We start from the raw sequence: 26,269 nt of genomic DNA, 5'->3' as shown, positions 1-26,269 counted from the left end.
TTGGCAACTGGGTTTTTTACCATTCCATTACATTTATTCCAATAATTAAAAACTGGAATAGCGAAATTAACAACATAAACAGTATTCCGATTATTAGCGCAAAAATAATTTGTCCAATTTTCAATTCGGTGTCTAGAGTTTTGTCATCTGAAATAACTTTTGTTCCTGCTATATAATCTCCAATTCTACGGTCTGGAGAGAAAAGTGTAAAAATCACTTCTATTGGCCAAAATATAAGTGTTGTATTTCTAATAACTGACTTTATCGGGTTTGCTATTTCTCCTGTTTTATAGTCAACTATGATAAGCCCAAGAAGTCTTTTAGCAGGACTTTTTCCTTTAACAGCATCTTTGTTCAAATAGGCTGAAAAAATTATCAAGCCGAGAAATATTGGGAATATTACAAACCATTCAGGTAAATCAGATTCCGTTGGCTCTCCAACTATTAAATATCCAATTCCAACTAGAATAAACGCAATTATTACAATTCCAAATGTCATAATAATATGGTCTAAAATCATTGAGGCTAATCTTATTCCTAAGTTTCTATTTTTATAGTGTGTCATTTTTTTAGTTTGTTGCCAACGGTTGGGCTATGGTTTCGTTGCGGAATGGTTCGACAGAACTATTCCGCCGTAAACCAAAGTTAGAAAATACACAGGAATTTCCTCTTGGAAATTCCGCCGCAATGAACTATAGCCGTTGTTGTATGCCGTTTTTATTTTTTAAGTTTAATTATTTTTTGGGTCAAGACATAACTTCCATCTCCTTGTTGAATTGGGTTGAAAACTAAATAGTCAAGACGCTTAATTTTTTCAAATTCATTTATGTCAATCGTATAATCATTTGCTACGAAAAAACGTTTTGAGAATATATCATAATCATCTTCCGTTTTTTCCATTCCATTATATTCCGCAACAGAGAGAAGTTTATCAATTCGGTTTATTTTTCCGAGTATTATGTTCGAGCCTTTATTTAAAATCCAAGCGTTATATGGACCTGAATTAAAATCCATTCTGTTCGATTTGATGAGAAATTCAAATGTTTTGGTGGAATCAATCATAGGAAATCTGTATTCGTTTCCAACTTTTTCTCCACTAATTTTGATTCCGTCAACTATTATTGAAATTTCCGAAATCTTAATATTCTTTTCAATTTTGTTTTTGAAAAACTCAACGGAATGCATAGAATAACCATTTTGACAATAAGTCAAATTAATTCCAATTGTTAGTAAAAATGTCAGAAACAGGTTTTTCATAAATGGCATACAACGGTTCGTATAACCGTCAGTTATCGATTTGGTTTACTTTGTTTTTCGGTTTAGCACTGTTTTTAGCAATTCCGAGTGGATTCGGACGTAGTCGAATCCGCCGTAATTGCGGTTATATAGTGTTGTAGTGCGTTTTTTTTAATTTAATAGTTCAATATCGTTATTCCTCCACCATTGCTCAGCTTCCTCCCAATTATTTATAAATTCTTTTGCTCTTTTTTTAAAGATATCTCCAAAAATTAACTGTTTATCAAAATCATACCAATAATCTCTCCGATTTTTAATGCTCCCAACTCTTAAGCGGTTTTTTAAATATGGAACTTGACATTTGGCAGGCTTGATTAATTCACCGTCCGATGTGGTCATTCCGTTTACAGAACAATTTGCAATATTTACAACAAATGATGATGAATAAAGGCTGAATTGGAAATTTAGTAAGTTCAATTTGTCATTATTCTCACGTCTAAAATGAGGAAAGGAACCTTTAAAACCTTTATTTCGCAAGAAGGGAATAATTATCTCCTTTATTGCTTTATCCATTTTTTCTCGTTTTTCTTTATGTGTCATGTTAAAATGCACTACAACGGTTTGTATAAGAATAGTGCGGTTTTGTGTCCGAGGATTTTCCGCAGGAAAATCAGAAGCTAGCAAACGAGCAACTCATTTTGGTTTAGCTAAAACTAGCAATTTTTTTTATACGGTGTTGGCAGTAGTTATTTATATATCAGATTTAAAACTCCTTTTTTCATTTCCATTTCAAAATGGTCGTTGACTTTATAGTTTTCAATTGACTTATGATTTGAGTCAAAAACAAATTCATTCCCATTTTGTTCAATTATTAGTTCATATTTACCCAAAAATTTCCCACTACCTTTTAAGTCCGTTTTATCAGTTATAATTCCGCTAACTTTGACCATTTCCTTTTCTCCGAAAATTGTATTAATAAATATAATTCCGCTGGAAAACAAACTTCTTAACATTAGAAAATAAAGTACAGCAAATATTCCAAGTCCTTTTGTTAAGTCTAACAAGTATTTTTTCCATTCTTTTTCTCCTTTTTTGATATTCCGAAACAATTCATAAATGATTAAAAGAAAGAAAATCGGTAAAACAATAAAGTCAGATATTTTTTTTGCCTTTAAGTTTTCATAAAACTCAAATTGTAAAGGATAAAATATGATGTAAATTATTAGAATGATTATTAAAATCAATCCCGAAATAAATTTCCAGTTCATTTTCTTCTAATTACTGCCAACGGTTAGTATAAGAATAGTGCGGTTTTGTGTCCGAGGATTTTCCGAAGGAAAATCAGAGTGACCAAATACGCACTAACCTTTAGTTAAGCATTAAATTTAGCATTATTTTTATACAATGTTAGCACCAGTTTTTATGTGTCCGTTGTTACTTCGTCCCATTCTTCTGCATAATAAGTTATCCAATTTATTGCATAATGCTGTTCCATTACAATACTAGGATTAAAATTCAATGACTTATCATTATTTAATCCCGCGTTTCGAGTTGCCCAATGAATTCTATAGATTAAATCCGAAAAGTCCAATATTTCAGTAGTTGACCTAATATTTGCAGACGAAATATATTCGGATGGTTCAACCATAAATTCAGGTAGTCTTGAAACTATTTCAGTTATTTCTACTTGCTCAATCGGAAGTTCTATTTTGTCAACTTTGTTAATTGCCCACAATAATACCCAAATAGCCTCAGAACGCCAGGAAATATTAATATGTTCTAGTTCTGTTAATTCTTTGCTTTTGAATAAAATTTTTTCTTCTGGAGAGACTTTGTCCCAAAGACCATTAGATTTTAAAAAATCAATTATCTCAATTTTAGCATCAGGTTCTTCTGCAACGTAATTTAGATAAGTTAAAATTAATATTCTTTCAGCTATTTCTTTAGGTTTTCTTATTCGTGCTTGATTTTCTTCTTCAATCATAGGAAGATGTTCAATAAAAGGAACGTTAATTGACTTTAAGAACTTTTCTGTTTCTTTTTTCCTTTTTAAAGCAGTTTTTGGTTTTGAGCTGTCAGATTTGAAGATGTCTAAAATTCCCATTAATTAGTTATTTATTTTTCAAATTGGTGCTAACGGTTTGGCTATGGTTTCGTTGCGTGAAAATCCGAGAGGATTTTCCGCCGTAAACCAAAGATAGTTAAGTGGAAGGAATTTTCGGCAGAAAATTCCGAAGCAATGAATTATAGCCGATGTTGTAGGTCGTATTTTTATTTAGATAACTCCAATCCTTTTTTTACATTAATTCCGATTTCAGTTATTTTTTCAGGTTCATTAAATTCAATTTTTTCTTTTGTGAAATGATAACCTTTTTTTGGTCCAGAAGTTCCTCCATTTACGGTCGGTCCGATTGAATAAATCCCATTGTTTCGGTTAACAGAAATGTATTTGGAATTTGTCATTTGAGCTTTTAATGTTTTTAATCCAGTTACCTTTATTAATTCCTTTTTTGCTTTTTCTCTGTCAAAATAGTTAACTCCACTTTTTGACAATGCTAAATGCTTAAGAATTAATTCAGACAATTCAAGGTTATCAATGTCTTTTGAAGTCACAGAAATTTGGTCAGTTTGCATTCCGCCACCTTGTTCCCAAGTATTTATTGTAACTATAACATATTTATCCGGATATTCATAAATTCCGACTCTGTCAAAATGTTTCAATTCAGTTTTTTTTAATATTACCTACAACGGTTTGTGTATAGTTTCGTTGCGTGAAAATCCGCAGGATTTTCGTGTTAAGAAACTAAGATAATAAAGTTGCGAGGATTTTCCGCGAGGAAAATCGGAAGCAATGAATTATACACGGTGTTGTAGGTAGTTTTTATTCTTTTTCTAATTTTAGTTTTTCAGGATTAAATTTATTCTTTTTGTCCAATTCGAATGCCTTAAGAAATAGATTGTCAGTGGTTGGTTCGTTATCAACTAATAATGGAAGCATAAAAAGGTTTATCATCTTTTCATTATTCATAATCGTATCTCTCTCCACAGTTAAGTAAATTAGTCCTTGTAAGCGTTTGCCATAAAAGTTCTCATACTCAAAGTCGATTGTATTTGAGCTTTTAGTTTCCTTTGTTGTAATTCGAATACTGTCAGAATTCTGTTCGCAATAGTGAAATTCTAAAGTTCTTTTATTCTTTTCATTTGTTACGAGCTTATCATATTTTGAATGAATTGTAATTTGCCCTTTATAAATATTGGGTTTGTCTGTTTCAGATATTTTTAAATCGTAGAATTCACTATGGAGAGTATCAATCTGTTTGTTTTTAGAAGGTTTGAATTGATTGGAAATAGTGTCGTTATTTTTAGTAACATAAATTTCCACTTCTTCAATTCGGTCATTTCCATAATCAACCCTTAACCATTTTCGTTTATATAAAGAGTCAATTAATAATTTATCTTTTTTAATTCTTGCAGTTTCTTCCTTTTTTGTTTCAACACAAGAAATAACTAGTAATAAGAAAGAAGTAAGTATGAAAACGTTTTTCAATTGGTTGAAATTCATTGTTTTTTGGGGCTACTTAAATTACCTACAACGGTCTCGGCTATGAGTAGTTGCGTGGTTTAGCACTTAATTTTGCAAGGACATACCAAACTGAAAATCCGCGAGGATTTTCAGAAGTAGGCGAGAACAAGCAATTACTTATAGCCATTGTTAGCAACTGTTTTTTATTTATCTTCTTTTATAAATTCATCTAAATCCTCCAACTTTCCAGGAAATGGATTTCGATTTGTCAATTTTTCCCAAATTTGAGATTCCACTAAATTGTCTGAAATTCCATTTTTAAACACATAGTAAGGGTTTAAATTTGCACCTGTTTTTTTTATTTTTTCGTAATAAATTCCAGTTTTTTCAGGGTCTAATATTTCTATTTGTTCAATCTTGTTTTTTAGTTTTCTAACTCCAAGAAATTCTTGTCCGCCAATCAAAGTCAACATTCCATTATACTCCACTATGTAATGATTTCCCTCATCTTCAAAATTGGCGATTTTAATATATCTATCAAGATTAATTTCGTTAACACGAACAATTCCATTTTCTATAACCTCTTCTTTTTTCTTTAGGAACTTCGGTAATCTTATCAAATCTGGTATTTCATAATATAAAGACCAAAGCATAAAAAAAGACGCAATTGACAAAATTATTATCAACCAAATCTTAGGGTAGAAATATAAAAGAATAGCAAAAACTATAAGAAATAGAACTTTCAAAATAATTAAACCAACGTCTTTCGGAATACTTGATTTAGTTTCCTCAATTTGCTTCCTCAAAATTCTTTTTTCGGATTCGGTTAATGCTCTTTCGTATTCTCTAGTCAATTATTAAGGTTGGTTTAAATTGTTGCTAACGGTATGTATAACCGTCAGTTATCGGTTTGGTTTACTTTGTTTTTCGATTTAGAACTGGCGTTAGCAATTCCGTGTGGATTCGGACGTAGTCGAATCCGCCGTAATTGCGGTTATGTATTGTTAGCTTTAGTGTTTTATATAGAGTTTTCTTTTTCAATAAGATGTTTTTTTAGTTTCAGTCCGCGTAGCTTTTTTTCTAATTTGTTTTTTCCGATTGAATATCCAATTGGATAAATGACTGCAAAAATTACCGCACCAAATATTACCGCATTATGATAATCCCAAGTTTCTATCAAAGGTCTTCTTCCGTGCTTTCCTGGTAAATAGGGGAAGAGGAAAGAGAATCCGATTCCTATTAAAATTCCCAGTGGAATCCGTTTTTTCATTTGGTTAATTTTGTTCCGACAATCTAACATTTCGGAATCCACATTTTTTATTCGGTCGTTAATTTTTTCCAAGTTTTAGTTTGGTTTACATTAAAGCTAACGGTTTGTATAACCGTCAGTTATCGGTTTGGTTTACTTTGTTTTTCGGTTTAGCACTGGCGTTAGCAATTCCGAGTGGATTCGGACGTAGTCCAATCCGCCGTAATTGCGGTTATATAGTGTTGGCAAACGTATTTTATTATCCAGCCATATAATCTAATTTCAAGTCAGATATGTTGTCGTTAATAATCATGAATGAATATCTGTAACTACTTTCAGGACACCAATCCAATTCTTCTTCGTAAAATTCTTCATATATATCGAGCAAGTATCTTTTTTCGGAATAAGAAACAGTTATCTTGTCAAAACACTTACATTCAAAATCCTCAAATAACATTTCTTTTTCAAATACTTTTCCATTTTTTAATTCGGATAAATTGATTCCATTCAGAGCATTATCCAAATGACTTAGCTTAAAGTCAATCTCAAAATTTGATTTCAGATTTTTAAATAGTTTTTCGATTAAATCTGTATCGAGTTTTACGATTTCTAAACTAGAATTTGAATGTAAAGTGTCATTAATTATATTTTTTTGTGAATCATCTTTGTTTTCTATTTTTATTTCAGTTTTTGACTTTAATTCAGTAGTTGGTTTTGGTTCTGTCAATTCCATTTTTTTAGTTTCTTTCTCCTTACAAGAAACTATTAAAGTCAGTATTATAATCAATTTTAGTAGGTGTCTTTTCATATGTTTGCCAACGGTCTTGGCTATGGTTTCGTTGCGGAAAACGTCCGCAGGACTTTTCCGCCGTACTTAAAGATAGTAAAGTTGCCCAAATAAACTGTGAGGATTACCGCAGCAATGAACTATAGCCGGTGTTGTGCAACGTTTTTCTAATTCGTTTGTTTTATTCTTTTTTGTTGCAATACATATAAATTAAATCCTCAACCGAATTATCACCAAGTTCTTTTGCCTTTTTTAAATCCATACACGCACTTTTCGTTTCTTTTTTACTTGGCTCCAAATTTCCGTTGCTAGTCAAAAGGTTAATCTTTGCTGTTCCTCGATTAGCAATGGCTTGAACATAGTTTGGTTTTATTTCAATTGCTTTACCGTAGTCTTTAATTGATTGTTCAAAATTCCGCAGCATATCATTTGCAGTTCCACGAATGAAATACAGTTCTGAGTCTTTTGAGTTTATAGTAAAATAGCTGTCACAGTTTTTTATTACTTCCTCGAATTTTCCTTGTGAGTAGTGAATTCGGGCAAGCCAATAAAGAGCAGCTTCAGCCATTCCATTGTTACTGTTTTTGTAAACAACGTAATTATAGTCTTCTTTCGCCTTTTCCAAATATCCAGCGTGCATTTTTGAAAGCCCTCTGTCAATGAATGAAGCCATATCTGTACTATCTAACTTAATTGCCTCTGTAAAGTCTGCAATTGCTAAGTCGTATTTTTGAAGTCGGTCGTATGAAAGTCCGCGATTTATATAACAAGTCTTTTGGACAGTTTTTTCTTCTACGGTTTTGATTAATTCTGAGTAATTTTCAATTGCCTTCTTAAAATCCCCAGATTTGAAATTTGAATTTCCAGTATTATACAATTCCATTGGGTTGTTTTGTCCAATTACTGAAATTGATAGAAAAAAGTAGATTATACTTAGGTTTATTCTCATTAGTTTAAATGTTGCACAACGGTTCATATAACCGTCAGTTATCGGTTTGGTTTATTTTGTTTTTCGGTTTAGCACTGTCGTTAGCAATTCCGAGTGGATTCGGACGTAGTCGAATCCGCCGTAATTGCGGTTATATAGTGTTGTGTGTAGTTTTTTGTTTCATTCAGATTTTGATACTACTTCACAATTTTCAATCAGTAAATCAGTCACTTTTTTAAACAGTCCTCTGATTCCTTCTACAGTGTAATCACGTTTATATTTTTTGTCAACATCTTCTTCGTGTACTTTGTTTTGAGCTTTAATAATACATTTTATGACTGCTTGTTTAGGGTCAGAAATAGAGTCCATTTCAGAAAGATATATACAGGATTTTTCTGCTATTTTGTCTTCATAGCTTAAGTCTTTAAATCCGTTATTATCTTCTTTATTTTGTCCGAATACTTGAAATGTTACAAAAATCAGAAGACATAAAGTTATGTTTTTCATAGTAGGTTTATAAATTACACACAACGGTTTGTATAAGGTTTGTTGCGTGAAAATCCGCTAGGATTTTCAGATTATGGAACCAAGATAGCAAAATTGCGAGAATTTTCCGTTAGGAAAATCCGAAGCAATAAATTTTATATGATGTTGTAACTAGTTTTATTGGTCAAAATCGAAATTTGAAGTCCAAGTAGTAAAGTTTAAGTTGGTATTATGTTTTTTTACAGTTTCAGAGAAGTCAAAAACTTTGTTTTTAAATCCATAGGGTAAGAATCTAATTGATTTGATTTTATTATTGGAATTATAATATTTTATTTTCCAAACAGTCCATCCTGCAATTTTGGTCATTGTTGGCTTAATGGTTTTTACGTTTCTCAAATCAATCTTTATTTCTTTTGCATTATCTAAAATATAAAGGAACTTATTGTCATAAACTAATTTTTTAAAGCTATAGCAGAAAATTGTAGTCAATATGAATAAACAAGCAATTATAAAAAGGCCAAATTGAAATTTATCCTTTATAACTTCTATTAATAATTTTAACAGTATTAAAACTGAAACTAAAGCTAAAATATAGGTGATAATCTTTGGGTTTAATGAAAGATTAGTTTTCATTTGATTTGGGTTTAAAAATTAGTTACAACGGTAAATTGTATGGGTAGTGGCAGATTGGGTGGTACTTTCCTGTCAAACCGCTATACAGTTTGAGCGGCATATAAACCTTGATATTAAGTGCTTTGCCTGCCATTACTTATACAAAATGTTGTGTGCTGTGTTTCTTATTATTTTCTAAATAGTTTTGTCAACTGCCAAAAGATAATAAATTTAGTCATACTAATTCTTTCCCGAAATACCTGTAAATACACTCCAATCGCAATGTTCTAATCCTATATCCATAGCTTGTTGCATTTTCGAAATAATGATTGGTGCATAATTCAATGAACCTGATGTAGCATCTGAGGCTTCCTGCATCAGTTTTACATCTTTTATCCCTCCTGAAAGTTCGAAACCAACATTTTCTTTATACGATTTATCCATAATTCTTTGTGCATAAAATCGAAGGATAGGGTTGGAATAACTTGATTCAAAGATTTGCTTATAAAAGGTTCTTCCAATACCGGTTGCATCACCCATAGCGTATAATTGTCCCATTAACTCCATATTAGAAACTGCAAAATAATTTACCGAAAGTTTTGCATAATTTGCCAGCCAGGATTCTTTACCAATGATTAGTGTTGCTGCCGAATAAGCAGAAGTTACAGCTCTACATTGATCAATGAGTGTTTCATCTCCGGCCATTAAAGTTAAAAGTTCTCCTGCTTCCGCAGCATCGGGTCTACCAACAACGGCACCCATCATAAAATGACTTCCATGCTGACGATGGATCTCCTCTAGCTTTTTAGACATCTCAGGTGAAATAGTCGTTGCACATAGGTGAATTCCTCCTTTTGCCAAACCGGCTAATATTCCATCTTCCGCTGTCACAATGTTCAGCACCGAAGCATCATCCATAAGCGATGTAACCACAATATTTGCAAGGCTGGCCGCTTCTGCCGGAGTTTTAGCCAAAGTAGCGCCTTTGCTCAGAAACGGTTTTGCTTTGGCACTTGTGCGGTTATACACCACCAAATCGAATCCTGCGTCTTGAATATTGCTTGCAATACCCTTACCCATTTTACCCAAGCCAATCATTGCTACACGTTGTGGGTTTGCGCCCTTTTTATCATTGGCTTTCATTGCTTTCACCAGCAACCCAAACCATTGTGCAATCGATAAATCTCCAACCATTTCTACATCACCCTTATCCATTGCACGAAATAGTGCTTGTGGATCGCTACTAGTCATGGTTTTAAAAGCAATATTCGCATTTTTCCAAACCATCTGTACATCGGCGTCTCCCGCCTTTTCTTTTTTAGTGAAAATATGACCTTTGCTGAAGATAAAAAGTCGTCCTTCGCTACGATCTGCCGTTCTAATTAAGATAGATCCGGTTTTGGTGCGTAATCGACGCTGAAAAAGGTCATTCTTTTTGTTCGCCATTCTCATCTTAATCGACAAGCCTAATAACAATACTGAAAGTTTCATAATTCTATTGTTTAAAATTTATAGTACAAAAATCAGAACTAACAAATCGTTGGACGATAACAATTGTTAATTAATCAATGTGGCTTTCTATTTCTGATTCTACTAAGTGAGATTGGCGTTACCCCTAAATAAGATGCGATATAATGCTGTGGAATCCGTTTAATTATTTCAGGTTGATTCTTAATTAGATTCTCGTATCGCTCTTGTGGGCTGTGTCCTTAATCCGAGATAAAAATAATTGTCCGTAAACACCAAAACGCTTTAAGATAAGATTATGAAATTCGTCTTTAAACTCAGGGTATGAATCCAAGATATTTTCAAAATCCGCTCTCTTAATTGAAAGAATAATTGAAGGTTCAATACTTTCAATGGTAAAAAGACTTGGTTTTGTATTTATAAAACTGTCAAGGGAAGCAACGGCTTGCCCTTCAAAAAAGAATTGGAAAGTAATGTCTTTTCCGTCTTTATTAAACCATTCACGCAAACATCCTTTTTTAATGTAATAAATGTAATTTGAGATTTCTCCTTCATTCAGTAATATTGTCTTAGATGCAATTTCCTTTTCAATGAATATATCTTTAAACTTAGTCCAATTGACTTCATCTTTTTTTAATATGTCTTTCAATTTGTCAAACATTATCTCGTTTGTTGGTCTGTTTACATTGCACACAACGGTTCGTATAACCGTCAGTTATCGGTTTGGTTTACTATGTTTTTCGGTTTAGCACTGACATTAGCAATTCCGAGTGGATTCGGACGTAGTCGAATCCGCCGTAATTGCGGTTATACATTGTTGTGTACAGTTATTTTTCTAGTCCAGATATTTTATAGTTAATCACAATATAGTTTGGCGAAAAGTCCAATAATTCTTGTGTCCGTTCATCATTTTCTTTTAGGTTTACAACTCCACAAAATCTGTGAAAATTGAATTTTTTGTCCAACCAAGAAGATGCAAAAATCAAAAGTGGAACCTTTTCGTTCAGTTTCCATTTAGTCTCTTCGTATTCTCTCCAATTATAGAATTGTCGATTATCAGTTTTTCCTAAGTTTATTTCTTTAGTTGTTCCTAAAGCGTAAGTTCTGATGTTCAGAGTGCTATTATTTTCTTCTGTTTTAGTAAAGATTTTTATTTGGTCAATAAATCCTTGATTATATTCTCCGTCTATCCAAAATCCATAATCATTTGTGTAATTTATAAGAGTGTCGGTTTTAATTAATTTTCCGTTTACGTATTCGTCCGCAAATACTTCAAATTTGTATTCTTTGTCAAACGGTCCAATATCAAATTTATGCACTCTAATAGATGCTAATTCCAGTGCCTCAAGTAAGTCAAGAGTAGTTATTTTACTCTGATTATACATATCATTAGAGTCTTCTTTTTCGATTTGGGGTCTTTTATCAACAGGTTTTTCCGATTGAGAATAAACAGTTATCGAAATCAGCAATAATGATAGCAGTAATATTTTTTTCATTGACTTTGGTTTTAATTGTACACAACGGTCTCGCCTACTTCTGAAAATCCGCGAGGATTTTCAGAAGTAGGCGAGAACAAGCAATTACTTATAGCCATTGTTAGCGGTAGTTTTTATTATTTCGTATTCTGTATGTTCTTATTATATTTTCTAATTCTCCGTGTGTTACATTCAGAGAGTCAATTTCTATTTTTTCAAACTCGTCTTCATCGTAGAAATAAGTCAGATAGGATTTAGCTGATTTGCCATAACCTTCTTGAACAACTTCCTCACTTTCTATATTCGACCATTTTTTGAATTCCACGTTTTTAGTTTGTATCCCTTTCGAATCAATTATTATTTTTGGTTTGGTATCGAGTGCTTTTAGAAATTCCTTGATTGTGCTGTAAAGTCCAATTCCAGTCATAATTGCACCCAAAATGTATTGCTTTGTTTCTCCTTTAGTAAAAAAATAAATTCCAACTCCAATTATTAAAATAGAGATTCCAAGTTCAAAATAGTTATATACTTTCGAATAGTGAATTTCCATTTTAGGTGGAAGAGAGTAATCTTCTCGAAATTCATCTTCTTGCTCAAATTTCTTTTCAAGTTTTTTAAGTTTACTTTTATCCTCGCTATTCCTGATTTCCGTTTTTTCGAAAATATTTCCGTCATTCCAAATCAATTTTTCTTGGATAGCTCTTTTCTTTAATTCGTGAACGTTTTTCACATTCTCAAATGCCCAAATTCTCCATTTGGTAATCATAAAACTCCAAATTAGCCAAGCTAAAACAAAACCTATTAAAAAAGCTATTCCAATTCCCCAACCAGGAATTAAATTCTGTTTCTCTAAGTATAGAGCCAAAGCTGGACAGCCAATAATTGCGATAAAAACAGGAATATTCACTATTAGATGTCCTCTTTTAATTGCTTTGTCAACTGTTATTTCTTGTCTCATTCAGATTTGGGTTTAAATTACCGCTAACGTGTATGTATATGAAAAGTTGCGTGTTTGTGAGCGAGGATTTTCCGAAGGAAAATCAGAGTTAACAAAACAAGCAACTAACATTGGTTTAGCTAAAACTAGCAATTTTTTATATACTGTGTTGTACACTGGCTTTTATTTTTTCTTTAGTCAGTTTTACAATATAAAATCCGAAAGTATAAGTCGTCAAAAAACCTAAAACGATTATAATTCCGATGACTATTAAATTCAGGGTTAAATAGTTTTCAAATCCACTGAATACTAATTGAGAAAACAAAAACACAATCCATATTATAAAATTCACTCCAAATGAGAATTCCGCAGAAGTTTTTATAATGCTCTTTCCTTGATTTAAGCTTTTGGTGTTTCTTTTTCCAAAAATCCAGAGAGCAATTGGCAAAGTCAGATATAGTAAAGCCAAGGATATAAATAGGGAATTATATGACAACAATGCTCCAATTCCGATTAATCCGAGTAAACCACCCGAAAACATTAGTCCGATAAATGTCATAATAAATAGAAACCCTAGTCCAAATGTCATTCCATTTATTAATGCAACTTTGGCTCCAATGTTCTCATTTTTGTTCATTCAGATTGGTTTTTTTAGCTTGTGTACAACGGTTCGTATAACCGTCAGTTATCGGTTTAGTTTATGTTGCTTTTCGGTTTAGCACTGGCGTTAGCAATTCCGAGTGGATTCGGACGTAGTCGAATCCGCCGTAATTGCGGTTATATGTTGTTGTACACCGTTTTTTTATTCTGCTTTTATAACTTCAATTTCTTTTATAATTCCTTTTACTACTTTTTCAATGTCAGAAAGAGCTAATTGAAACCAAAATTCATTTTTATTCTCATCAAAGTAACTGAATGTGAATTCATTTTCAGTTCCGTCAAAACCACCACAATATTTTCCCGTTTGAAATTGGTCGCTACTTTCAATTAACCTCCAATTGTTCAAGTCAAGATTTTCTTTTACAATTTGTTGGCAAATTAGAACGAATTCAGAGTCTATTTTATGTTTGGTCACCATTTTTAAAAATTGAATTCACAAATGTTTTGGTCGGTATTGACTCTTTTTAAACATTCGGTTATTAATTCCGAAATTCTTGAAGTTGGAACCAAAGTGTAATTGTATATTGTTCCAATTTCATTCCTTTTTGAAGAATCCCATTCATATTCAGTTCCATTTTCGTCTAAAATAATTGATTTTCCTTCAAAAATATCTTGCCATTCAATTCGTTGAGTTACATCAGTAATGCTTTTGTAAACAGTTACTTGATGCTCAGAGTCTACTATATCGATTAGAAATATCATGTTCGTTAAATGGTGTACAACGGTTTTGTGTAAGCGTCAGTAACAGGAAAGTGCGTGAGTACTTTCCGCTGACGCACCTAATTTAGCAAAACGAGTTGAATTTCCGATTAGGAAATTCAGCCGTTATTGCGCTTACACGTTGTTGGGCACAGTTATTTATATTTTATTTCTCGCATTATTATTCTTTTCAGAATTCCGTTTTCAATTACCTTTTTTTCAGTCCAATTGTGAAATTCGTCCATTTTATACTCGAATTTCTGATTTGATAGCAAAGAATCTTTTTCATTATATTCCTTAAGTCCGATAAAATTCTTTCCGTCAAATTCGTATACTGCTTTTCGGTTCTGACCTTGTCTGCGAAGATTGACTGATAAAATACTGTCAACTTTTTCGTCAGTATTGAAGTAAGTACTTACCGTTGAATTTGTAATTGTATCATTAGTTTCTTTGTCAATAAATATTTGTCTCATTATTGACTTCTCTTTAGTGTCGTCTTTTCTATAATAATGAGTTTCTATTCGCTCAAACCTTTCAGTTTCATTATCCAAAATTCCGCTTGATTGAAAAAGCAATGAGTTTTTATAGGAATAGTTTACTTTAAATGGCAGACTGTCTGTTGACATTTTCACAATCTCTTGCTTTAATCTATCGGAATAGTCATAGACATAATTAATTTCTATCTGTTCATTGTCAAACAAAGTTTTGCGTGTTTGAAAAGCTATTTGGTCGTCATCTCTATATTTTTTTACTGCAATTAAAAGTGTGTCTCGAATTTCATTTTTTAAGGAATCTTCTTGAATTCGAATAGTATATTCAGTTATTTCTTCCACACTTTTAGTCAATCCGTTGTCCCAAATTTTCTTTGGTTTACCGCAACCAATTAGAAATAAAGAAAGAAATAATATCAGTAGTCTGTTCATTTGGTTTTAATTGTGCCCAACGGTTTGGCTATGGTTTCGTTGCGTGAAAATCCGTGAGGATTTTCCGCCGTAAACCGAAGATAGCAATTTTTCGAGGACTTTCCGAGAGGAAAGTCAGAAGCAATGAACTATAGCCGTTGTTGTACGCAGTATTTTATGTCATTTGGAACGACATTTTTATATTGCTAAAATTCATATTTTCTAAATCGGTTTTTGATAGTCCGAAATAATAAGTTCCACTTCCACCAAATTTTGTTAAATCAGTATTTGAATCATAGCAGTCTAATTGAAGTAACAATTCGTATGTTTTTGATAATTCTAAAATATCATTCCACCGTTTTTGATATTCAGAACTTTCCGCACTGTAAAGCCCCAATTCTTTTGAAGCGAAATCATAAACTACACTTGACTGAATAGACCTATCGTGTCCTAAAATTTGATGCATATTATCAGAATCTTGATATAATTCCTCAATCATATAAAATTCAATAGGTTCAATAAAGTAGAAATTGAAATCGTCATATTTTTTGTCGAACTCAAATAGTTTATAATTCTGCCAATGGGGAATTGTGTAATACTCAAAATACTCTATTACGGCTGTTTTAAACGTTTGATTTTCATCAAGGTCATTTGGAAATTCAGTTCGGATGATATTTTCAGTTTCGCTGAATATGAATTTGTATGGTTGGTTTACACCATTAAATTCTTTCCAATCTTGGTCAAGGCTCACAAAGACATAAAAAAAACCTTTTTTAGGCAACCTGTTTTCTTTGTCAAATTTTGTTAATTCAGCTAAATTGTATTGAGCACAAAATAGCATTGGTTTTCCATCTGCTTTTGGCCATTCAAAGTCTTTTGGCAAATCAGGTTTTCCACCGATTTTAGATGTTCCTAGTTTTAGGTTTTTATCCTCACACGATTTAGTCCTAATACCAACAGTTGGTCTAATCATTTTGATTAGTTCCTCTTTGTCCTCTTTATCGATTTGAACTTCCTCCGAATTTCGAATGAATGTCTTTATTTTCTCTAAATTATTCTTTTTAAAACTAAACATTTATTTCAGCGTAATGTTTTTGAGATATTGCGTACAACGGTTTGTATAAGGTTTGTTGCGTGAAAATCCGCTAGGATTTTCAGATTATGGAACCAAGATAGCAAAATTGCGAGAATTTTCCGTTAGGAAAATCCGAAGCAATAAATTTTATATGATGTTGTAACTAGTTTTATTGGTCAAAATCGAAATTTGAAGTCCAAGTAGTAAAGTTTAAGTTGGTATTATGTTTTTTTACAGTTTCAGAGAAGTCAAAAACTTTGTTTTTAAATCCATAGGGTAAGAATCTAATTGATTTGATTTTATTATTGGAATTATAATATTTTATTTTCCAAACAGTCCATCCTGCAATTTTGGTCATTGTTGGCTTAATGGTTTTTACGTTTCTCAAATCAATCTTTATTTCTTTTGCATTATCTAAAATATAAAGGAACTTATTGTCATAAACTAATTTTTTAAAGCTATAGCAGAAAATTGTAGTCAATATGAATAAACAAGCAATTATAAAAAGGCCAAATTGAAATTTATCCTGTATAACTTCTATTAATAATTTTAACAGTATTAAAACTGAAACTAAAGCTAAAATATAGGTGATAATCTTTGGGTTTAATGAAAGATTAGTTTTCATTTGATTTGGGTTTAAAAATTAGTTACAACGGTTTGTGTAAGGATAGTTGCGTGTGCAAGCAACTAACTTACTAAAAAAGGAACGAACCAGAGGAAAATCCTGCGGATTTTCCGAGTAGGCTAGAACCAAGCAATTATTTTTACACGGTGTTGCCAACCGTTTTTATTTTTTATTTCAGTTCGGGTCAAAACCGTACATGAATTTGTTTAGTTTACCATCTGAACTTTCCAATCCGACAATGTCCATTAATTCCTCAAAATAACTGCAAACTCGCTCTCGGTCTTCCGTATCCAAGTCCATATAAACATCCGAAAATCGTGATAATCCAATTTCGATTTTTTCTTGATATTTTTTGTCCGTCGGATTGTCAGATTCCGCAACAGTGAGAAAGTCAGATGCAGCTTCATTAATTTTTTTAGTAAAAACGGGTCTTAACTTTTCGTTCGCAATTCCAGGATAAAAGTTTTCCATATAGAATTTTTCTTTTGCAATAAATTCCGCAAACTTTTCTTTAGCATTTTCAGGTGTTTTCATTTCCGTCGCTTTTTGTTCGCAAGAATTTAAAATCAAAAAAGTTAAAAATATTGTTATGTACTTTGTCATTTCTCAAATGGTTGGCAACGGTTTGTATAACCGTCAGTTATCGGTTTGGTTTACTTTGTTTTTCGGTTTAACACTGGCGTTAGCAATTCCGAGTGGATTCGGACGTAGTCGAATCCGCCGTAATTGCGGTTATACATTGTTGTGTGTAGTTTTTAAAAATCGACAAAATCATCGTTATTGATGTAGATGTTTAATTCGGTTAAGTCTGTTGTGTTTGTTGCAGGTAAATTGATTACTGTACGTTGTCCTTGTCCATCGTTTTTTGTTCTATAAAACCAAATATTTTGACTTGAATTTTTGTTAGTGTAAATTGTGCGAGTATATTCAACACCAGTTTGGGTTAAATTATTTGACGAAGGATAATATAGAGGGAATTGAGGGTTGATTCTAACAGGTAGAAATTGAACATTAGAATCTAAGGTTATTTTCAAATTTACAGGATATAAATGAGTAAAGTCAAAGTCTATTTCGTAAGGCTCTCCTAAGTCTTCAATTTCAATTGTTGCATCCTGTCCCATAGTATTAAATTGGTCATTTAATTGATACGTCAAAATATACAAATCTCCAAGTCCACTTGTTGTAAAAGTAAAATCAAAATAACCTTCTGAATTAGTCAGTGTTGAATCCAAGTGTTGAATAAATTCAGTATTTCCATAAAAACTTCCTGGGATTCTGTTGTATTCACTTATTTTTAATTGTTGACCAACAATAGGAATCTCGTTTTGACTATCATACATTCTTCCATATACTCTTGTTTCAATGCCACTTGGGTCTTGTAAGTCATCTTCACATTCTAAAAATGACAAGAACAATGCAAGTAATCCGAACTTAAAAATGATGAATTTCATAATTGTGTTTTGTATATAGATGCAGTTTTGTTAAAAAAGTTGCGTCAAATTACACACAACGGTTTGTGTAAGGATAGTTGCGTGTGCAAGCAACTAACTTACTAAAAAAGGAACGAACCAGAGGAAAATCCTGCGGATTTTCCGAGTAGGCTAGAACCAAGCAATTATTTTTACACGGTGTTGCCAACCGTTTTTATTTTTTATTTCAGTTCGGGTCAAAACCGTACATGAATTTGTTTAGTTTACCATCTGAACTTTCCAATCCGACAATGTCCATTAATTCCTCAAAATAACTGCAAACTCGCTCTCGGTCTTCCGTATCCAAGTCCATATAAACATCCGAAAATCGTGATAATCCAATTTCGATTTTTTCTTGATATTTTTTGTCCGTCGGATTGTCAGATTCCGCAACAGTGAGAAAGTCAGATGCAGCTTCATTAATTTTTTTAGTAAAAACGGGTCTTAACTTTTCGTTCGCAATTCCAGGATAAAAGTTTTCCATATAGAATTTTTCTTTTGCAATAAATTCCGCAAACTTTTCTTTAGCATTTTCAGGTGTTTTCATTTCCGTCGCTTTTTGTTCGCAAGAATTTAAAATCAAAAAAGTTAAAAATATTGTTATGTACTTTGTCATTTCTCAAATGGTTGGCAACGTTTAGTATATGAAAAGTAGGCGATTACGAAGCACGAAACTTTCGGTTAAACACAAAGTTTGATATGAGCCTAAGCCATTGAATTTACTGCTATTTCGCCTATTTTTTATATACATTGTTACCTGCTGGCTTTATTTACATTTTTCATTTATTCGTTCCAATGCGTATTCAGCTCCAAGTTCGTGAGCCTTTTCCCAATTTTCACAGGCTTTAGTTTTATTTCCCAAATTGAATTCAGAATTTCCTTTATTGAAATAAGCCATTTGTTTATTTTCTATATCAACATTTTCGAGGTTAATGACTTTATCATAATCCTCAATTGCTCCTTGATAGTCTCCATTTTCGTCTTTGACACTTCCACGATTTGTTAAAGCACTTATAAAGTCAGGTGCGATTTCAATAGCCTTGTCGTAATCTTTCAGCGAAGATTTCCAAGTGTATAATTCATTTTTAACTATTGCTCTTGAATAGTAATAATTAGGGTCATTAGGATTGATTTTTATACAAATTGTCCAATTTAGTATTGCTCCGCTTAAATCTCCCGAATTATAGCATTCAAGTCCTTTGTCAAAATAATAATCTTCTTTTGCTTTGTCGAAATGGGGGAATTTTTGATTTTTTGGGTCAAATGGTGCTCCATAACCGTCAAGTTTTGCATCAAATTCATAACCTCTTTTATACATGTCCAAACCCCAATAAAGTAAATTGTCTTCCGTTATTGGTATTTCATTAGTTTCTCCATTCAATTCCCAAAGTCCTTTGTTTATTTTCTTCAAGGATTTGATTTCATAAGGATAATGTTCCTTTAGAAATTCTTGCAGCTTTTCAAGTTTTTCTTTAGAGTTAGATATAAAATGGAAGTCAAATTTCGCTAATGAAAAATCACTCACGCCACTCTTTTGCATATTGTTGAATACATCTTGAGCAGAAACCATTTCTTTTCCGAAATTTTGAGTGAATTGTTCCCAAGTAATGAATTTGTCCTCATTCTTATTTTGTCCCCAACCAGTTAGAAATTTTAGCATTAAAATTATTATTAAAAGGTTTCTCATTTCGTTTTTTCAGCTTGCAGGTAACGTGTGTATAAACACACTGGTGTGTTTATTTCTAATATATATACACCCAAATATACATAAATACTTACAAGTCTAACGGATTTTTTATAGAACTAAAACTGTTTTGTGCAACGTGAGTATATATTTCAGTGGTTTTCGTAGAGTTATGTCCTAGTAAAAGTTGAATATATCTAATATCTGTTCCGGCTTCTAAAAGATGTGTAGCAAAACTATGGCGTAGGGTGTGAGCCGTTACAGGTATTTTAATACCAGCTTGTTTAGCCGTGTTAGATACCACTTTACCTACACTGTTAGCACTGTATTGTTCTTTGTTTTGTCCTTCGAATAAATAATTTGTTGGTCTATATTGTTTGTAATATTCTCTTAAATCTTCTAGTACTTTTTCGGATAAAATAGTGTATCTGTCTTTATTCCCTTTCGCATCTCGCACCTTGATAAGCATTCGTTTACTTTCTATGTCGGTTAGCTTTAAATTTAAGAGTTCAGATCGTCTAAGTCCAGCAGAATAGAGTAGGGATATAATGCATTTGTGTTTTAAGTTATTTGCATTAGATATAATGGATAAAACTTCAGGTTTTGAAAGTACAACGGGTAGTTTCTTTGATTTTCTAGGGCGCTCAATACTATAAAACCTGTTTGGTAATCCTAATACAGTTTCATAGTAGAATTTAATACTGTTAACGGCTTGGTTTATGTAGCTATCAGACCGTTCTGTTTTTATTAAATATTCTAAATAATTTCTAATGTTATTTTCATCTAGTGTGTTAATGTCTTGATCGTTATAGTAATTTATAAAGCTTTCAAAGCAGGATACATAGGTTTTTACGGTATTATTCGCATATTTTTTGAGTTCTAATTTTTGTAGATAGCTTTCTGGACAAAATTTATAATTTTCATGTCTATTTCTCTTGTAAACCCAACTGGCATCAAAGGTTTCATCAAGAATTTTAGCTCTTGTTCTTTCAAAAAAGTACTTGGTGTCAATCCATGCAACACCTTTAAATAATTTAAAAATAGCGTCAAGGTTATCTTTTGTGTTTCGAACATAGAACATAGTAAACTCTTTACTCCATTTCACATCGTCTAATTCTTTAATTAGAATTTCTATGGTTGCATTGGCATAAAATTTAAGACCAATTTGCGGTACATCATCTATTAAAAGGTGTTTTAAGGTGATATGAAGATTTAAAGCCATGACTTTTTTTGTTGAATTTACTTATAATCTTTTAAAAAAGAGTATCTTATACGAATAGTATTCGTGTAACATTCGATTAAATAATAAAAATGAAAAGAAATGGGTGTAAATCTTGCGGAAAGGAATTAACAGGAAGATCGGATAAAGTGTTTTGTGATTTACACTGTAAGAGCTCGTATCACTATCGCCGATCTTTAGAAGAGGCCCCTAGATTTTATAATCAGGTAGATAATCAATTAAAACTCAACCGTAAAATCTTGAAGAGTTTTAATAAGGCAGGAAAATCCACTGTAAGAGCTAATGTTTTAAAAGAACAAGGGTTCAATTCTAAATTTTTCACTCATTATTGGAAGAACCAAAAAGGAGATGTTTATTTATTTGTTTATGAATATGGTTTTTTGAGGAAGAAAGAGCAAAACCTTGAAAAATATATTCTAATCCAGTGGCAAGATTATATGAATTAATTGTATTATTTTTATTAAAAATTAAATGTCTAATCAAGACATCAAACTGAATACGATTTGAATACGGAAACGAATACGTTTTTGTAAAACATACTGCTGAAAGCCCCAGTAAAATGGTTTTTGAAAGGTTATGGCTTCAAGTTCATAACCCGGAGGTCGCGGGATCGTGCCCCGCTCTCGCTACAAAACGTAAAGTTCTGAAATGAAACGGTTTAGTTCACTCTAAACCGTTTTTTTATGTTTTATCTAAATGAATTTCTTACATTTGATTTCAAAAGTGAACACGTTTTTGCACACGATTTGGAACACGATTTGAGTAAAAGACCCCAATTTTCAACCCCAAAAATCTACACAGCTAACGGAAATTTAAACAAACGTTGGTATGTTTATTTTTCATTTCGCAATCCTGAAACAGGAAAATTAGAGCGAATGAAAAACATCTATGGTATAGCGAATACTTATAAAAAGAAAGAAGATCGGCTTTCCGTTTTAACTGTTTATAGAAAACGACTCATCATTCTTCTTAAAAAAGGCTACAATCCTTTTGAAAATAACGAAGCCTTATTTGAAAAGGAAAAAACACAAGCAACCAAGCCTAAACAGGCAAAAAGTGAAGCAACTCCCAAAGCACCGTTAAATCCTCAGTCAGCCAAAGATAAAGTTAAGGTCAAAAGAGTAGTGGAAGAGACAAAATCCAATAGTCCAACGGTTCAAAAAGCGTTCGATTTAAGTTTAGACTTTAAAAAGAATGTGATTAGCGAAAGAACTCATAAAGATTATAGGTTTCACGCGAACAGATTTATAGACTGGCTTAAGGAATCAAACCCAGACATAAAAACAATTGACCAAGTTGATAAGGGGTTAATCCAAACTTTCCTTAGTCATGTACTTTCTAATACGAGTGCAAGAAGTTACAATAACCACAGAACCAATCTAGGCGCTTTAATGCAAACTATGGAGGATAACGACATCATAACTTCAAATCCTGTAAAGAATATAAAAGCATTAAAGACCAAACCGGAACGTCACAAAACCTATTCTAAAACGACCCAAACTGAAATTTTTGATTATTTAAAAAAGGAAGATCCTATACTGTTATTATATATTCAGTTTGTTGCCTATGGCTTTTTAAGGCCTATTGAGGTTTGTAGAATAAAAATAAAGGATATTAATGTCGAAGAAGGTCTGATACAATTTAAATCGAAAACGAACGCTTTAGAAACAAAACGTATTCCGGATATGTTGCTACAAGAACTTCCGGATTTAGGTGCTTTTGATCCAAATAGTTATTTGTTCACCCCAGATAGGTTTGGTGATTTCTGGGAAACCGAAGAGAATAACAAAAGGAACTATTTCTCAAAGCGTTTTAAAAAGGTAGTCAAAGAGGATTTCAATTTAGATAAAAACTATGGTTTGTATAGTTTCAGGCATACCTTTATCACTAAGTTATATCAATCACTAATTACCGATTACCCACCAAACGAAGTAAAAAGCAGAATTATGCATATTACAGGTCATTCTACTATGGATGCTCTTGAAAAGTATTTACGTACTATCGATGCTGCTATTCCAGATTATTATTCACATTTATTAAAATAAAATATGAACGCTATTTTTACCACCATACGCGATAATCTCACACGGTCATATTTATTTTATATACCAGATACGATATATAATGAGTTCCAACAAACGGAATTTAAAGATTTGGTTCCTGCTGAAGCAACGAATACAATAGCGTATAGAAATCGTAAAGAGGAAATTACCACGGATGAAACCAAATTCAACAGAGTTGAAATAGCAACAAAATGTAATTTGTTTGAAGAGAACCTGTTTTTGTTAATTGATGCCCGAGAAAAACTAGCGGAAAGCCAATTTCAGTTTTTAATGAATAAGTATTGGGAGCATTTAGATATTCACGCTAACATTACCTATTTAATGTATGTGAATTTAAGCAAATATTTTAAAGATGTATCGGATAATGTTACTACACTTTTTAAGCTACAACAAGATGCATTTTTAAAACATCATATAGAGATTAAAACCAAATTTTCAGGTTTTATATCTGGTAGCCCATTTAAGGAAAAAACGGGTGGTTTTAATGTCAATGAAATCGGTTCTGAACCAATTAAAAAAACGACATTAAAGGCACTAAAAACTAAAAAGCCACAACTTATTAGTGATGCAGATGCCGACGCTTTTTTACTGGAATCGGTGTTTAATATTAATCATAAATAAGGTTACAAATGTCATCAAAAATTGAAATAACACACCAAATAAACGGTGTTATACGTAAAACAAACGTTTATTTTACGTTAAATTATGGAAAGTAGATTTTACAAATGCAAGTATTGTTTTAAAGAATTTGAACCCAAAAGACGTCGTGTTCAAAAGTATTGTAGTGACACCTGTCGTAATAAAGCGCACCATGCTAAAAAGCCAAAACATGTTTTACCAATACCAAAAGAGAAAAACTTACCAACTACAGAAATAAATCCAGAATTTAAATCTCAAAAAGAAAAAATGAGTTTTGCTGGAGTTGGGAATGCTATGGCGGGCTATCTTATTGCTGATTGATTAAAACAATGGGCAGCCAAAGAAGAAAATAAACATATTACTAAAAAAGAGTTTAATTAGTTAAAGTCTTTAATTACTGGAGCGAGGTATTTACCTATTACAAATATGTACTCAAATCAATTTGGTCAAAACCCATATTACGATATTGAAACACAAGAGGTGGTTTATCTGTAGATTTAGAGTTAATTATCTAAAACTCTATTCAATTTTTAACTTTTTATATATTAAGCTAATAAAGAGGTTTAGTTTATCTTTACTGATTAGGCTTTTTCTTAGGATTTTATACGCCTTTCCTACCTGAACTTCAACAGTGTTTTTAGAAATTCCTAGTTGATCTGCTATTTGCTGGTATTTAAGACCTTCATATTTACTTAAAATAAATATCTCTTTGCATTTTTTAGGTAAGGTTTCAATCGCTTCTTGAAGAATTTTAATACGTTTTGATTTCAATTCGGTATCTTCTTCAATAGCTTCAATAATTTGATTGTATCTTAGGTCTTCAATTTTTTTGTTAAAAGTTTGATCTCGCCGTACTTTATCTAAAAACGAATTATAGATGAGTCGGTAGAGATAGCCTTTAATATTATCTTTTATTTCCAGAGATTTTCTTTGTTCCCAAAGTTTTAAAAAAGCACTCTGTACCAGGTCTTCACTTAATTCGTGGTCTTTGGTGTATGCAAAAGTAAAAACACATAAATCTTCATAAAATAGCATATAGATTTCTCTAAAGGCTTCTTTAGAGTCTTTTTTCAAATCGTTTAAAAGTTCGCTATTTATTGGAATATTTTTCAAAGAAAACAGTTGGTTAACAAAAGAACGCAAAAAAAAGATAAAATAATTTAAAAAAAAAATAATGGTTTTTTAATATGTGTTCGTCTAATAAATATAACACAAAGAATTAATATCATAATCTAAAGAATGAGTCCGAAAGAAGCCAGAATAATTACAGTTAAGTTTTTAAATAATGAAGCCTCTGTAGCTGAGTTAAATCAGTTGTCACATTGGATTGAAGAGAACCCTTCCAATGATGTGGCTTTTAAAGAGTATTTGAATATTTATCACACACTGGATAAAAGACAGGTTTTCGATGCTATGCAGGCTTATAGAAAAACTGAAGCAATAATCAATGCAAAGCAAAACAGGAGTAAAGTATTCAGATTAAATATCTATAAATATGCAGCGGCGGCTGTTTTAGTTGGTGTTTTGTTAACTGCGTACCTTTTTAAACCAGATTCAATTTTCGGTAGTGATGATATGGTAGCTCCTGTAATTGTTAATAATGCTATTAAGCCAGGAGCTAACAAAGCTATTTTAACACTAGAAGATGGTAAAGAAATCGTTTTTGAAAAAGGAGCAAGTTTGCAAACCAATAATGCAACCAGTAATGGTGAAAAAATAATTTACGAGGCTCATAAGGGGCAAGCATTAGCCTATAATACATTAACTATACCTAGAGGCGGTCAGTTTTTTGTGAAACTTTCTGATGGAACTCAAGTTTGGTTAAATTCTGAATCCCAATTAAAATATCCTGTAAATTTTACTGAAGGAGAGTCTCGTAAGGTTGAATTGGTATATGGTGAAGCATATTTTGATGTTTCACCAAGTACAGAACATAAAGGAGCTAGTTTCGAAGTAATAAATGATAACCAATTAGTTCATGTTCTTGGAACCGAATTTAATGTGAAGGCCTATAATGACGAAGATGAAGTTTATACAACATTAGTGGAAGGTAAAGTTGAAATATCTTCGAGTAAGGAACAGCATATTTTAAAACCAGGAGAACAATCTAGGTTAAATAAGAATGTCAATACCTTATCTGTTGAGGCGGTAGATGTTTACAGACAAATATCTTGGAAAGAGGGCATTTTTAGTTTCAAGCGAATGACTTTAGAAGACATTATGACCATTTTATCAAGATGGTATGATATGGATGTAGTTTTTGAAAATGAAGAATTAAAGCAAAGAGGATTCAATGGATCTTTAGGAAAGGAGCAACCTATAGAACAAATATTAGAGAATATTAAAAGTTTCGGAGTGATTAAAAACTATGAAATAAGAAACAAGCAAGTAATTTTAAAATAAAAAAGAGATCGAAGTCCTATCATTTGGCGGTGAACAAACTTCGTCTCTTTCAATTCGATGTATTAATTAAAACAAATGTCTAACTAACACAAAACAAATTTATGCAAAAA

Annotated in this window: 34 protein-coding genes; 5 read left to right on the top strand and 29 right to left on the bottom strand. The window is 31.9% G+C overall.

All coding sequences use genetic code 11. The features are described from left to right. Nucleotides 1–16 precede the first annotated feature (16 nt). The 28 genes from NO995_RS10245 to xerA all read right to left on the bottom strand — a co-directional run bounded on the left by NO995_RS10245 (nucleotide 17) and on the right by xerA (nucleotide 21,036). A complete protein-coding gene (locus NO995_RS10245; protein WP_258227432.1) occupies nucleotides 17–565 on the bottom strand; it encodes an RDD family protein in 549 nt (182 codons plus the stop codon). Nucleotides 566–717: 152 nt separating this feature from the next. Continuing rightward, the gene (locus tag NO995_RS10240; RefSeq protein ID WP_258227431.1) at nucleotides 718–1,257 is read right to left on the bottom strand and encodes a hypothetical protein; all 540 of its coding nucleotides are present in this window, start codon (nucleotides 1,255–1,257) and stop codon (nucleotides 718–720) included. Nucleotides 1,258–1,407: 150 nt separating this feature from the next. Next, nucleotides 1,408–1,809: a DUF4304 domain-containing protein gene (locus tag NO995_RS10235; RefSeq protein ID WP_258227430.1), complete on the bottom strand. Its 402-nt coding sequence runs from the start codon at nucleotides 1,807–1,809 to the stop codon at nucleotides 1,408–1,410. A 173-nt stretch (nucleotides 1,810–1,982) separates the two neighbouring features. After that, nucleotides 1,983–2,504: a hypothetical protein gene (locus tag NO995_RS10230; protein ID WP_258227429.1), complete on the bottom strand. Its 522-nt coding sequence runs from the start codon at nucleotides 2,502–2,504 to the stop codon at nucleotides 1,983–1,985. A gap of 152 nt (nucleotides 2,505–2,656) precedes the next feature. Further along, a complete protein-coding gene (locus NO995_RS10225) occupies nucleotides 2,657–3,340 on the bottom strand; it encodes a DUF4272 domain-containing protein (RefSeq protein ID WP_258227428.1) in 684 nt (227 codons plus the stop codon). Nucleotides 3,341–3,507: 167 nt separating this feature from the next. After that, nucleotides 3,508–3,957 carry a hypothetical protein gene (locus NO995_RS10220; RefSeq protein WP_258227427.1) on the bottom strand — a complete coding sequence of 150 codons (450 nt, stop codon included), beginning with the start codon at nucleotides 3,955–3,957 and terminating at the stop codon, nucleotides 3,508–3,510. Between the two features lie 160 nt (nucleotides 3,958–4,117). Next, complete coding sequence (locus NO995_RS10215; RefSeq protein WP_258227426.1) at nucleotides 4,118–4,798, bottom strand: hypothetical protein; 681 nt, start codon at nucleotides 4,796–4,798, stop codon at nucleotides 4,118–4,120. A gap of 164 nt (nucleotides 4,799–4,962) precedes the next feature. Then, on the bottom strand, nucleotides 4,963–5,613 hold the full coding sequence (locus NO995_RS10210) for a hypothetical protein (protein WP_258227425.1): 651 nt from the start codon (nucleotides 5,611–5,613) through the stop codon (nucleotides 4,963–4,965). A gap of 164 nt (nucleotides 5,614–5,777) precedes the next feature. Next, the gene (locus tag NO995_RS10205; RefSeq protein ID WP_258227424.1) at nucleotides 5,778–6,029 is read right to left on the bottom strand and encodes a hypothetical protein; all 252 of its coding nucleotides are present in this window, start codon (nucleotides 6,027–6,029) and stop codon (nucleotides 5,778–5,780) included. A 238-nt stretch (nucleotides 6,030–6,267) separates the two neighbouring features. Continuing rightward, nucleotides 6,268–6,816, bottom strand: coding sequence for a hypothetical protein (locus NO995_RS10200; protein ID WP_258227423.1), 549 nt, complete (start codon nucleotides 6,814–6,816; stop codon nucleotides 6,268–6,270). 160 nt (nucleotides 6,817–6,976) lie between these two features. After that, a complete protein-coding gene (locus NO995_RS10195; protein ID WP_258227422.1) occupies nucleotides 6,977–7,744 on the bottom strand; it encodes a tetratricopeptide repeat protein in 768 nt (255 codons plus the stop codon). Between the two features lie 159 nt (nucleotides 7,745–7,903). Then, the gene (locus tag NO995_RS10190; protein ID WP_258227421.1) at nucleotides 7,904–8,230 is read right to left on the bottom strand and encodes a hypothetical protein; all 327 of its coding nucleotides are present in this window, start codon (nucleotides 8,228–8,230) and stop codon (nucleotides 7,904–7,906) included. A 156-nt stretch (nucleotides 8,231–8,386) separates the two neighbouring features. Next, nucleotides 8,387–8,842: a hypothetical protein gene (locus NO995_RS10185; protein ID WP_258227420.1), complete on the bottom strand. Its 456-nt coding sequence runs from the start codon at nucleotides 8,840–8,842 to the stop codon at nucleotides 8,387–8,389. 219 nt (nucleotides 8,843–9,061) lie between these two features. Then, complete coding sequence (locus tag NO995_RS10180; protein ID WP_258227419.1) at nucleotides 9,062–10,273, bottom strand: NAD(P)-dependent oxidoreductase; 1,212 nt, start codon at nucleotides 10,271–10,273, stop codon at nucleotides 9,062–9,064. Between the two features lie 223 nt (nucleotides 10,274–10,496). After that, nucleotides 10,497–10,937 carry a Crp/Fnr family transcriptional regulator gene (locus NO995_RS10175; RefSeq protein ID WP_258227418.1) on the bottom strand — a complete coding sequence of 147 codons (441 nt, stop codon included), beginning with the start codon at nucleotides 10,935–10,937 and terminating at the stop codon, nucleotides 10,497–10,499. Nucleotides 10,938–11,115: 178 nt separating this feature from the next. Further along, on the bottom strand, nucleotides 11,116–11,784 hold the full coding sequence (locus NO995_RS10170; RefSeq protein WP_258227417.1) for a DUF5041 domain-containing protein: 669 nt from the start codon (nucleotides 11,782–11,784) through the stop codon (nucleotides 11,116–11,118). A gap of 100 nt (nucleotides 11,785–11,884) precedes the next feature. Continuing rightward, a complete protein-coding gene (locus NO995_RS10165; RefSeq protein ID WP_258227416.1) occupies nucleotides 11,885–12,721 on the bottom strand; it encodes a hypothetical protein in 837 nt (278 codons plus the stop codon). Between the two features lie 136 nt (nucleotides 12,722–12,857). Continuing rightward, nucleotides 12,858–13,337 (bottom strand): hypothetical protein, encoded by a 480-nt coding sequence (locus NO995_RS10160; RefSeq protein WP_258227415.1) that lies wholly within the window; start codon nucleotides 13,335–13,337, stop codon nucleotides 12,858–12,860. Between the two features lie 165 nt (nucleotides 13,338–13,502). Continuing rightward, on the bottom strand, nucleotides 13,503–13,778 hold the full coding sequence (locus tag NO995_RS10155) for a hypothetical protein (RefSeq protein WP_258227414.1): 276 nt from the start codon (nucleotides 13,776–13,778) through the stop codon (nucleotides 13,503–13,505). A 2-nt stretch (nucleotides 13,779–13,780) separates the two neighbouring features. Beyond that, complete coding sequence (locus NO995_RS10150; RefSeq protein WP_258227413.1) at nucleotides 13,781–14,062, bottom strand: hypothetical protein; 282 nt, start codon at nucleotides 14,060–14,062, stop codon at nucleotides 13,781–13,783. 152 nt (nucleotides 14,063–14,214) lie between these two features. Beyond that, a complete protein-coding gene (locus tag NO995_RS10145; RefSeq protein WP_258227412.1) occupies nucleotides 14,215–14,982 on the bottom strand; it encodes a hypothetical protein in 768 nt (255 codons plus the stop codon). Between the two features lie 154 nt (nucleotides 14,983–15,136). Further along, nucleotides 15,137–16,036 (bottom strand): YwqG family protein, encoded by a 900-nt coding sequence (locus tag NO995_RS10140; RefSeq protein WP_258227411.1) that lies wholly within the window; start codon nucleotides 16,034–16,036, stop codon nucleotides 15,137–15,139. 169 nt (nucleotides 16,037–16,205) lie between these two features. After that, nucleotides 16,206–16,661, bottom strand: coding sequence for a hypothetical protein (locus NO995_RS10135; RefSeq protein WP_258227410.1), 456 nt, complete (start codon nucleotides 16,659–16,661; stop codon nucleotides 16,206–16,208). A gap of 174 nt (nucleotides 16,662–16,835) precedes the next feature. Then, nucleotides 16,836–17,264 carry a DUF4844 domain-containing protein gene (locus NO995_RS10130; protein ID WP_258227408.1) on the bottom strand — a complete coding sequence of 143 codons (429 nt, stop codon included), beginning with the start codon at nucleotides 17,262–17,264 and terminating at the stop codon, nucleotides 16,836–16,838. Between the two features lie 152 nt (nucleotides 17,265–17,416). Beyond that, on the bottom strand, nucleotides 17,417–18,112 hold the full coding sequence (locus NO995_RS10125) for a hypothetical protein (protein ID WP_258227409.1): 696 nt from the start codon (nucleotides 18,110–18,112) through the stop codon (nucleotides 17,417–17,419). A gap of 205 nt (nucleotides 18,113–18,317) precedes the next feature. Then, a complete protein-coding gene (locus NO995_RS10120; protein WP_258227408.1) occupies nucleotides 18,318–18,746 on the bottom strand; it encodes a DUF4844 domain-containing protein in 429 nt (142 codons plus the stop codon). A gap of 150 nt (nucleotides 18,747–18,896) precedes the next feature. Beyond that, nucleotides 18,897–19,817, bottom strand: coding sequence for a ribonuclease E inhibitor RraB (locus NO995_RS10115; protein WP_258227407.1), 921 nt, complete (start codon nucleotides 19,815–19,817; stop codon nucleotides 18,897–18,899). Between the two features lie 88 nt (nucleotides 19,818–19,905). Next, nucleotides 19,906–21,036: a site-specific tyrosine recombinase/integron integrase gene (gene xerA / locus NO995_RS10110; RefSeq protein ID WP_258227406.1), complete on the bottom strand. Its 1,131-nt coding sequence runs from the start codon at nucleotides 21,034–21,036 to the stop codon at nucleotides 19,906–19,908. An 89-nt stretch (nucleotides 21,037–21,125) separates the two neighbouring features. On the opposite strand from xerA, the gene NO995_RS10105 reads away from it, so the two are divergent. The 4 genes from NO995_RS10105 to NO995_RS10090 all read left to right on the top strand — a co-directional run bounded on the left by NO995_RS10105 (nucleotide 21,126) and on the right by NO995_RS10090 (nucleotide 24,077). Then, complete coding sequence (locus NO995_RS10105; RefSeq protein WP_258227405.1) at nucleotides 21,126–21,500, top strand: hypothetical protein; 375 nt, start codon at nucleotides 21,126–21,128, stop codon at nucleotides 21,498–21,500. A 237-nt stretch (nucleotides 21,501–21,737) separates the two neighbouring features. Continuing rightward, nucleotides 21,738–23,099 (top strand): site-specific integrase, encoded by a 1,362-nt coding sequence (locus NO995_RS10100; protein ID WP_258227404.1) that lies wholly within the window; start codon nucleotides 21,738–21,740, stop codon nucleotides 23,097–23,099. A 3-nt stretch (nucleotides 23,100–23,102) separates the two neighbouring features. After that, nucleotides 23,103–23,738, top strand: coding sequence for a hypothetical protein (locus tag NO995_RS10095; RefSeq protein ID WP_258227403.1), 636 nt, complete (start codon nucleotides 23,103–23,105; stop codon nucleotides 23,736–23,738). Nucleotides 23,739–23,822: 84 nt separating this feature from the next. Then, complete coding sequence (locus NO995_RS10090) at nucleotides 23,823–24,077, top strand: hypothetical protein (protein ID WP_258227402.1); 255 nt, start codon at nucleotides 23,823–23,825, stop codon at nucleotides 24,075–24,077. Between the two features lie 198 nt (nucleotides 24,078–24,275). Here NO995_RS10090 and NO995_RS10085 read toward each other — a convergent pair whose 3' ends face one another. Next, nucleotides 24,276–24,869, bottom strand: coding sequence for an RNA polymerase sigma-70 factor (locus tag NO995_RS10085; RefSeq protein WP_258227401.1), 594 nt, complete (start codon nucleotides 24,867–24,869; stop codon nucleotides 24,276–24,278). A gap of 126 nt (nucleotides 24,870–24,995) precedes the next feature. Between NO995_RS10085 and NO995_RS10080 the strand changes: the two genes are divergently transcribed. Then, complete coding sequence (locus NO995_RS10080) at nucleotides 24,996–26,159, top strand: FecR family protein (protein ID WP_258227400.1); 1,164 nt, start codon at nucleotides 24,996–24,998, stop codon at nucleotides 26,157–26,159. Nucleotides 26,160–26,269: the final 110 nt, after the last annotated feature.

The sequence above is a fragment of the Aestuariibaculum sp. M13 genome (assembly GCF_024723255.1).
GTDB lineage: Bacteria > Bacteroidota > Bacteroidia > Flavobacteriales > Flavobacteriaceae > Aestuariibaculum > Aestuariibaculum lutulentum.
This window is presented reverse-complemented; position numbering and strand designations above follow the sequence as displayed.

What these genes read in the sequence shown, in the direction of transcription:
- NO995_RS10145 (WP_258227412.1), bottom strand. Translation starts at nt 14,982, where the DNA reads ATGAACAGACTACTGATATTATTTCTTTCTTTATTTCTAATTGGTTGC.
- NO995_RS10100 (WP_258227404.1), top strand. Translation starts at nt 21,738, where the DNA reads ATGTTTTATCTAAATGAATTTCTTACATTTGATTTCAAAAGTGAACAC.
- NO995_RS10120 (WP_258227408.1), bottom strand. Translation starts at nt 18,746, where the DNA reads ATGACAAAGTACATAACAATATTTTTAACTTTTTTGATTTTAAATTCT.
- NO995_RS10090 (WP_258227402.1), top strand. Translation starts at nt 23,823, where the DNA reads ATGGAAAGTAGATTTTACAAATGCAAGTATTGTTTTAAAGAATTTGAA.
- NO995_RS10155 (WP_258227414.1), bottom strand. Translation starts at nt 13,778, where the DNA reads ATGGTGACCAAACATAAAATAGACTCTGAATTCGTTCTAATTTGCCAA.
- NO995_RS10195 (WP_258227422.1), bottom strand. Translation starts at nt 7,744, where the DNA reads ATGAGAATAAACCTAAGTATAATCTACTTTTTTCTATCAATTTCAGTA.
- NO995_RS10185 (WP_258227420.1), bottom strand. Translation starts at nt 8,842, where the DNA reads ATGAAAACTAATCTTTCATTAAACCCAAAGATTATCACCTATATTTTA.
- NO995_RS10105 (WP_258227405.1), top strand. Translation starts at nt 21,126, where the DNA reads ATGAAAAGAAATGGGTGTAAATCTTGCGGAAAGGAATTAACAGGAAGA.
- NO995_RS10170 (WP_258227417.1), bottom strand. Translation starts at nt 11,784, where the DNA reads ATGAAAAAAATATTACTGCTATCATTATTGCTGATTTCGATAACTGTT.
- NO995_RS10080 (WP_258227400.1), top strand. Translation starts at nt 24,996, where the DNA reads ATGAGTCCGAAAGAAGCCAGAATAATTACAGTTAAGTTTTTAAATAAT.
- NO995_RS10115 (WP_258227407.1), bottom strand. Translation starts at nt 19,817, where the DNA reads ATGAGAAACCTTTTAATAATAATTTTAATGCTAAAATTTCTAACTGGT.
- NO995_RS10150 (WP_258227413.1), bottom strand. Translation starts at nt 14,062, where the DNA reads ATGATATTTCTAATCGATATAGTAGACTCTGAGCATCAAGTAACTGTT.
- NO995_RS10095 (WP_258227403.1), top strand. Translation starts at nt 23,103, where the DNA reads ATGAACGCTATTTTTACCACCATACGCGATAATCTCACACGGTCATAT.
- NO995_RS10205 (WP_258227424.1), bottom strand. Translation starts at nt 6,029, where the DNA reads ATGAAAAAACGGATTCCACTGGGAATTTTAATAGGAATCGGATTCTCT.
- NO995_RS10125 (WP_258227409.1), bottom strand. Translation starts at nt 18,112, where the DNA reads ATGAAATTCATCATTTTTAAGTTCGGATTACTTGCATTGTTCTTGTCA.
- NO995_RS10180 (WP_258227419.1), bottom strand. Translation starts at nt 10,273, where the DNA reads ATGAGAATGGCGAACAAAAAGAATGACCTTTTTCAGCGTCGATTACGC.
- NO995_RS10215 (WP_258227426.1), bottom strand. Translation starts at nt 4,798, where the DNA reads ATGAATTTCAACCAATTGAAAAACGTTTTCATACTTACTTCTTTCTTA.
- NO995_RS10230 (WP_258227429.1), bottom strand. Translation starts at nt 2,504, where the DNA reads ATGAACTGGAAATTTATTTCGGGATTGATTTTAATAATCATTCTAATA.
- NO995_RS10135 (WP_258227410.1), bottom strand. Translation starts at nt 16,661, where the DNA reads ATGAAAACTAATCTTTCATTAAACCCAAAGATTATCACCTATATTTTA.
- NO995_RS10165 (WP_258227416.1), bottom strand. Translation starts at nt 12,721, where the DNA reads ATGAGACAAGAAATAACAGTTGACAAAGCAATTAAAAGAGGACATCTA.
- NO995_RS10235 (WP_258227430.1), bottom strand. Translation starts at nt 1,809, where the DNA reads ATGGATAAAGCAATAAAGGAGATAATTATTCCCTTCTTGCGAAATAAA.
- NO995_RS10160 (WP_258227415.1), bottom strand. Translation starts at nt 13,337, where the DNA reads ATGAACAAAAATGAGAACATTGGAGCCAAAGTTGCATTAATAAATGGA.
- NO995_RS10140 (WP_258227411.1), bottom strand. Translation starts at nt 16,036, where the DNA reads ATGTTTAGTTTTAAAAAGAATAATTTAGAGAAAATAAAGACATTCATT.
- NO995_RS10225 (WP_258227428.1), bottom strand. Translation starts at nt 3,340, where the DNA reads ATGGGAATTTTAGACATCTTCAAATCTGACAGCTCAAAACCAAAAACT.
- NO995_RS10240 (WP_258227431.1), bottom strand. Translation starts at nt 1,257, where the DNA reads ATGAAAAACCTGTTTCTGACATTTTTACTAACAATTGGAATTAATTTG.
- NO995_RS10245 (WP_258227432.1), bottom strand. Translation starts at nt 565, where the DNA reads ATGACACACTATAAAAATAGAAACTTAGGAATAAGATTAGCCTCAATG.
- NO995_RS10200 (WP_258227423.1), bottom strand. Translation starts at nt 6,816, where the DNA reads ATGAAAAGACACCTACTAAAATTGATTATAATACTGACTTTAATAGTT.
- NO995_RS10190 (WP_258227421.1), bottom strand. Translation starts at nt 8,230, where the DNA reads ATGAAAAACATAACTTTATGTCTTCTGATTTTTGTAACATTTCAAGTA.
- xerA (WP_258227406.1), bottom strand. Translation starts at nt 21,036, where the DNA reads ATGGCTTTAAATCTTCATATCACCTTAAAACACCTTTTAATAGATGAT.
- NO995_RS10130 (WP_258227408.1), bottom strand. Translation starts at nt 17,264, where the DNA reads ATGACAAAGTACATAACAATATTTTTAACTTTTTTGATTTTAAATTCT.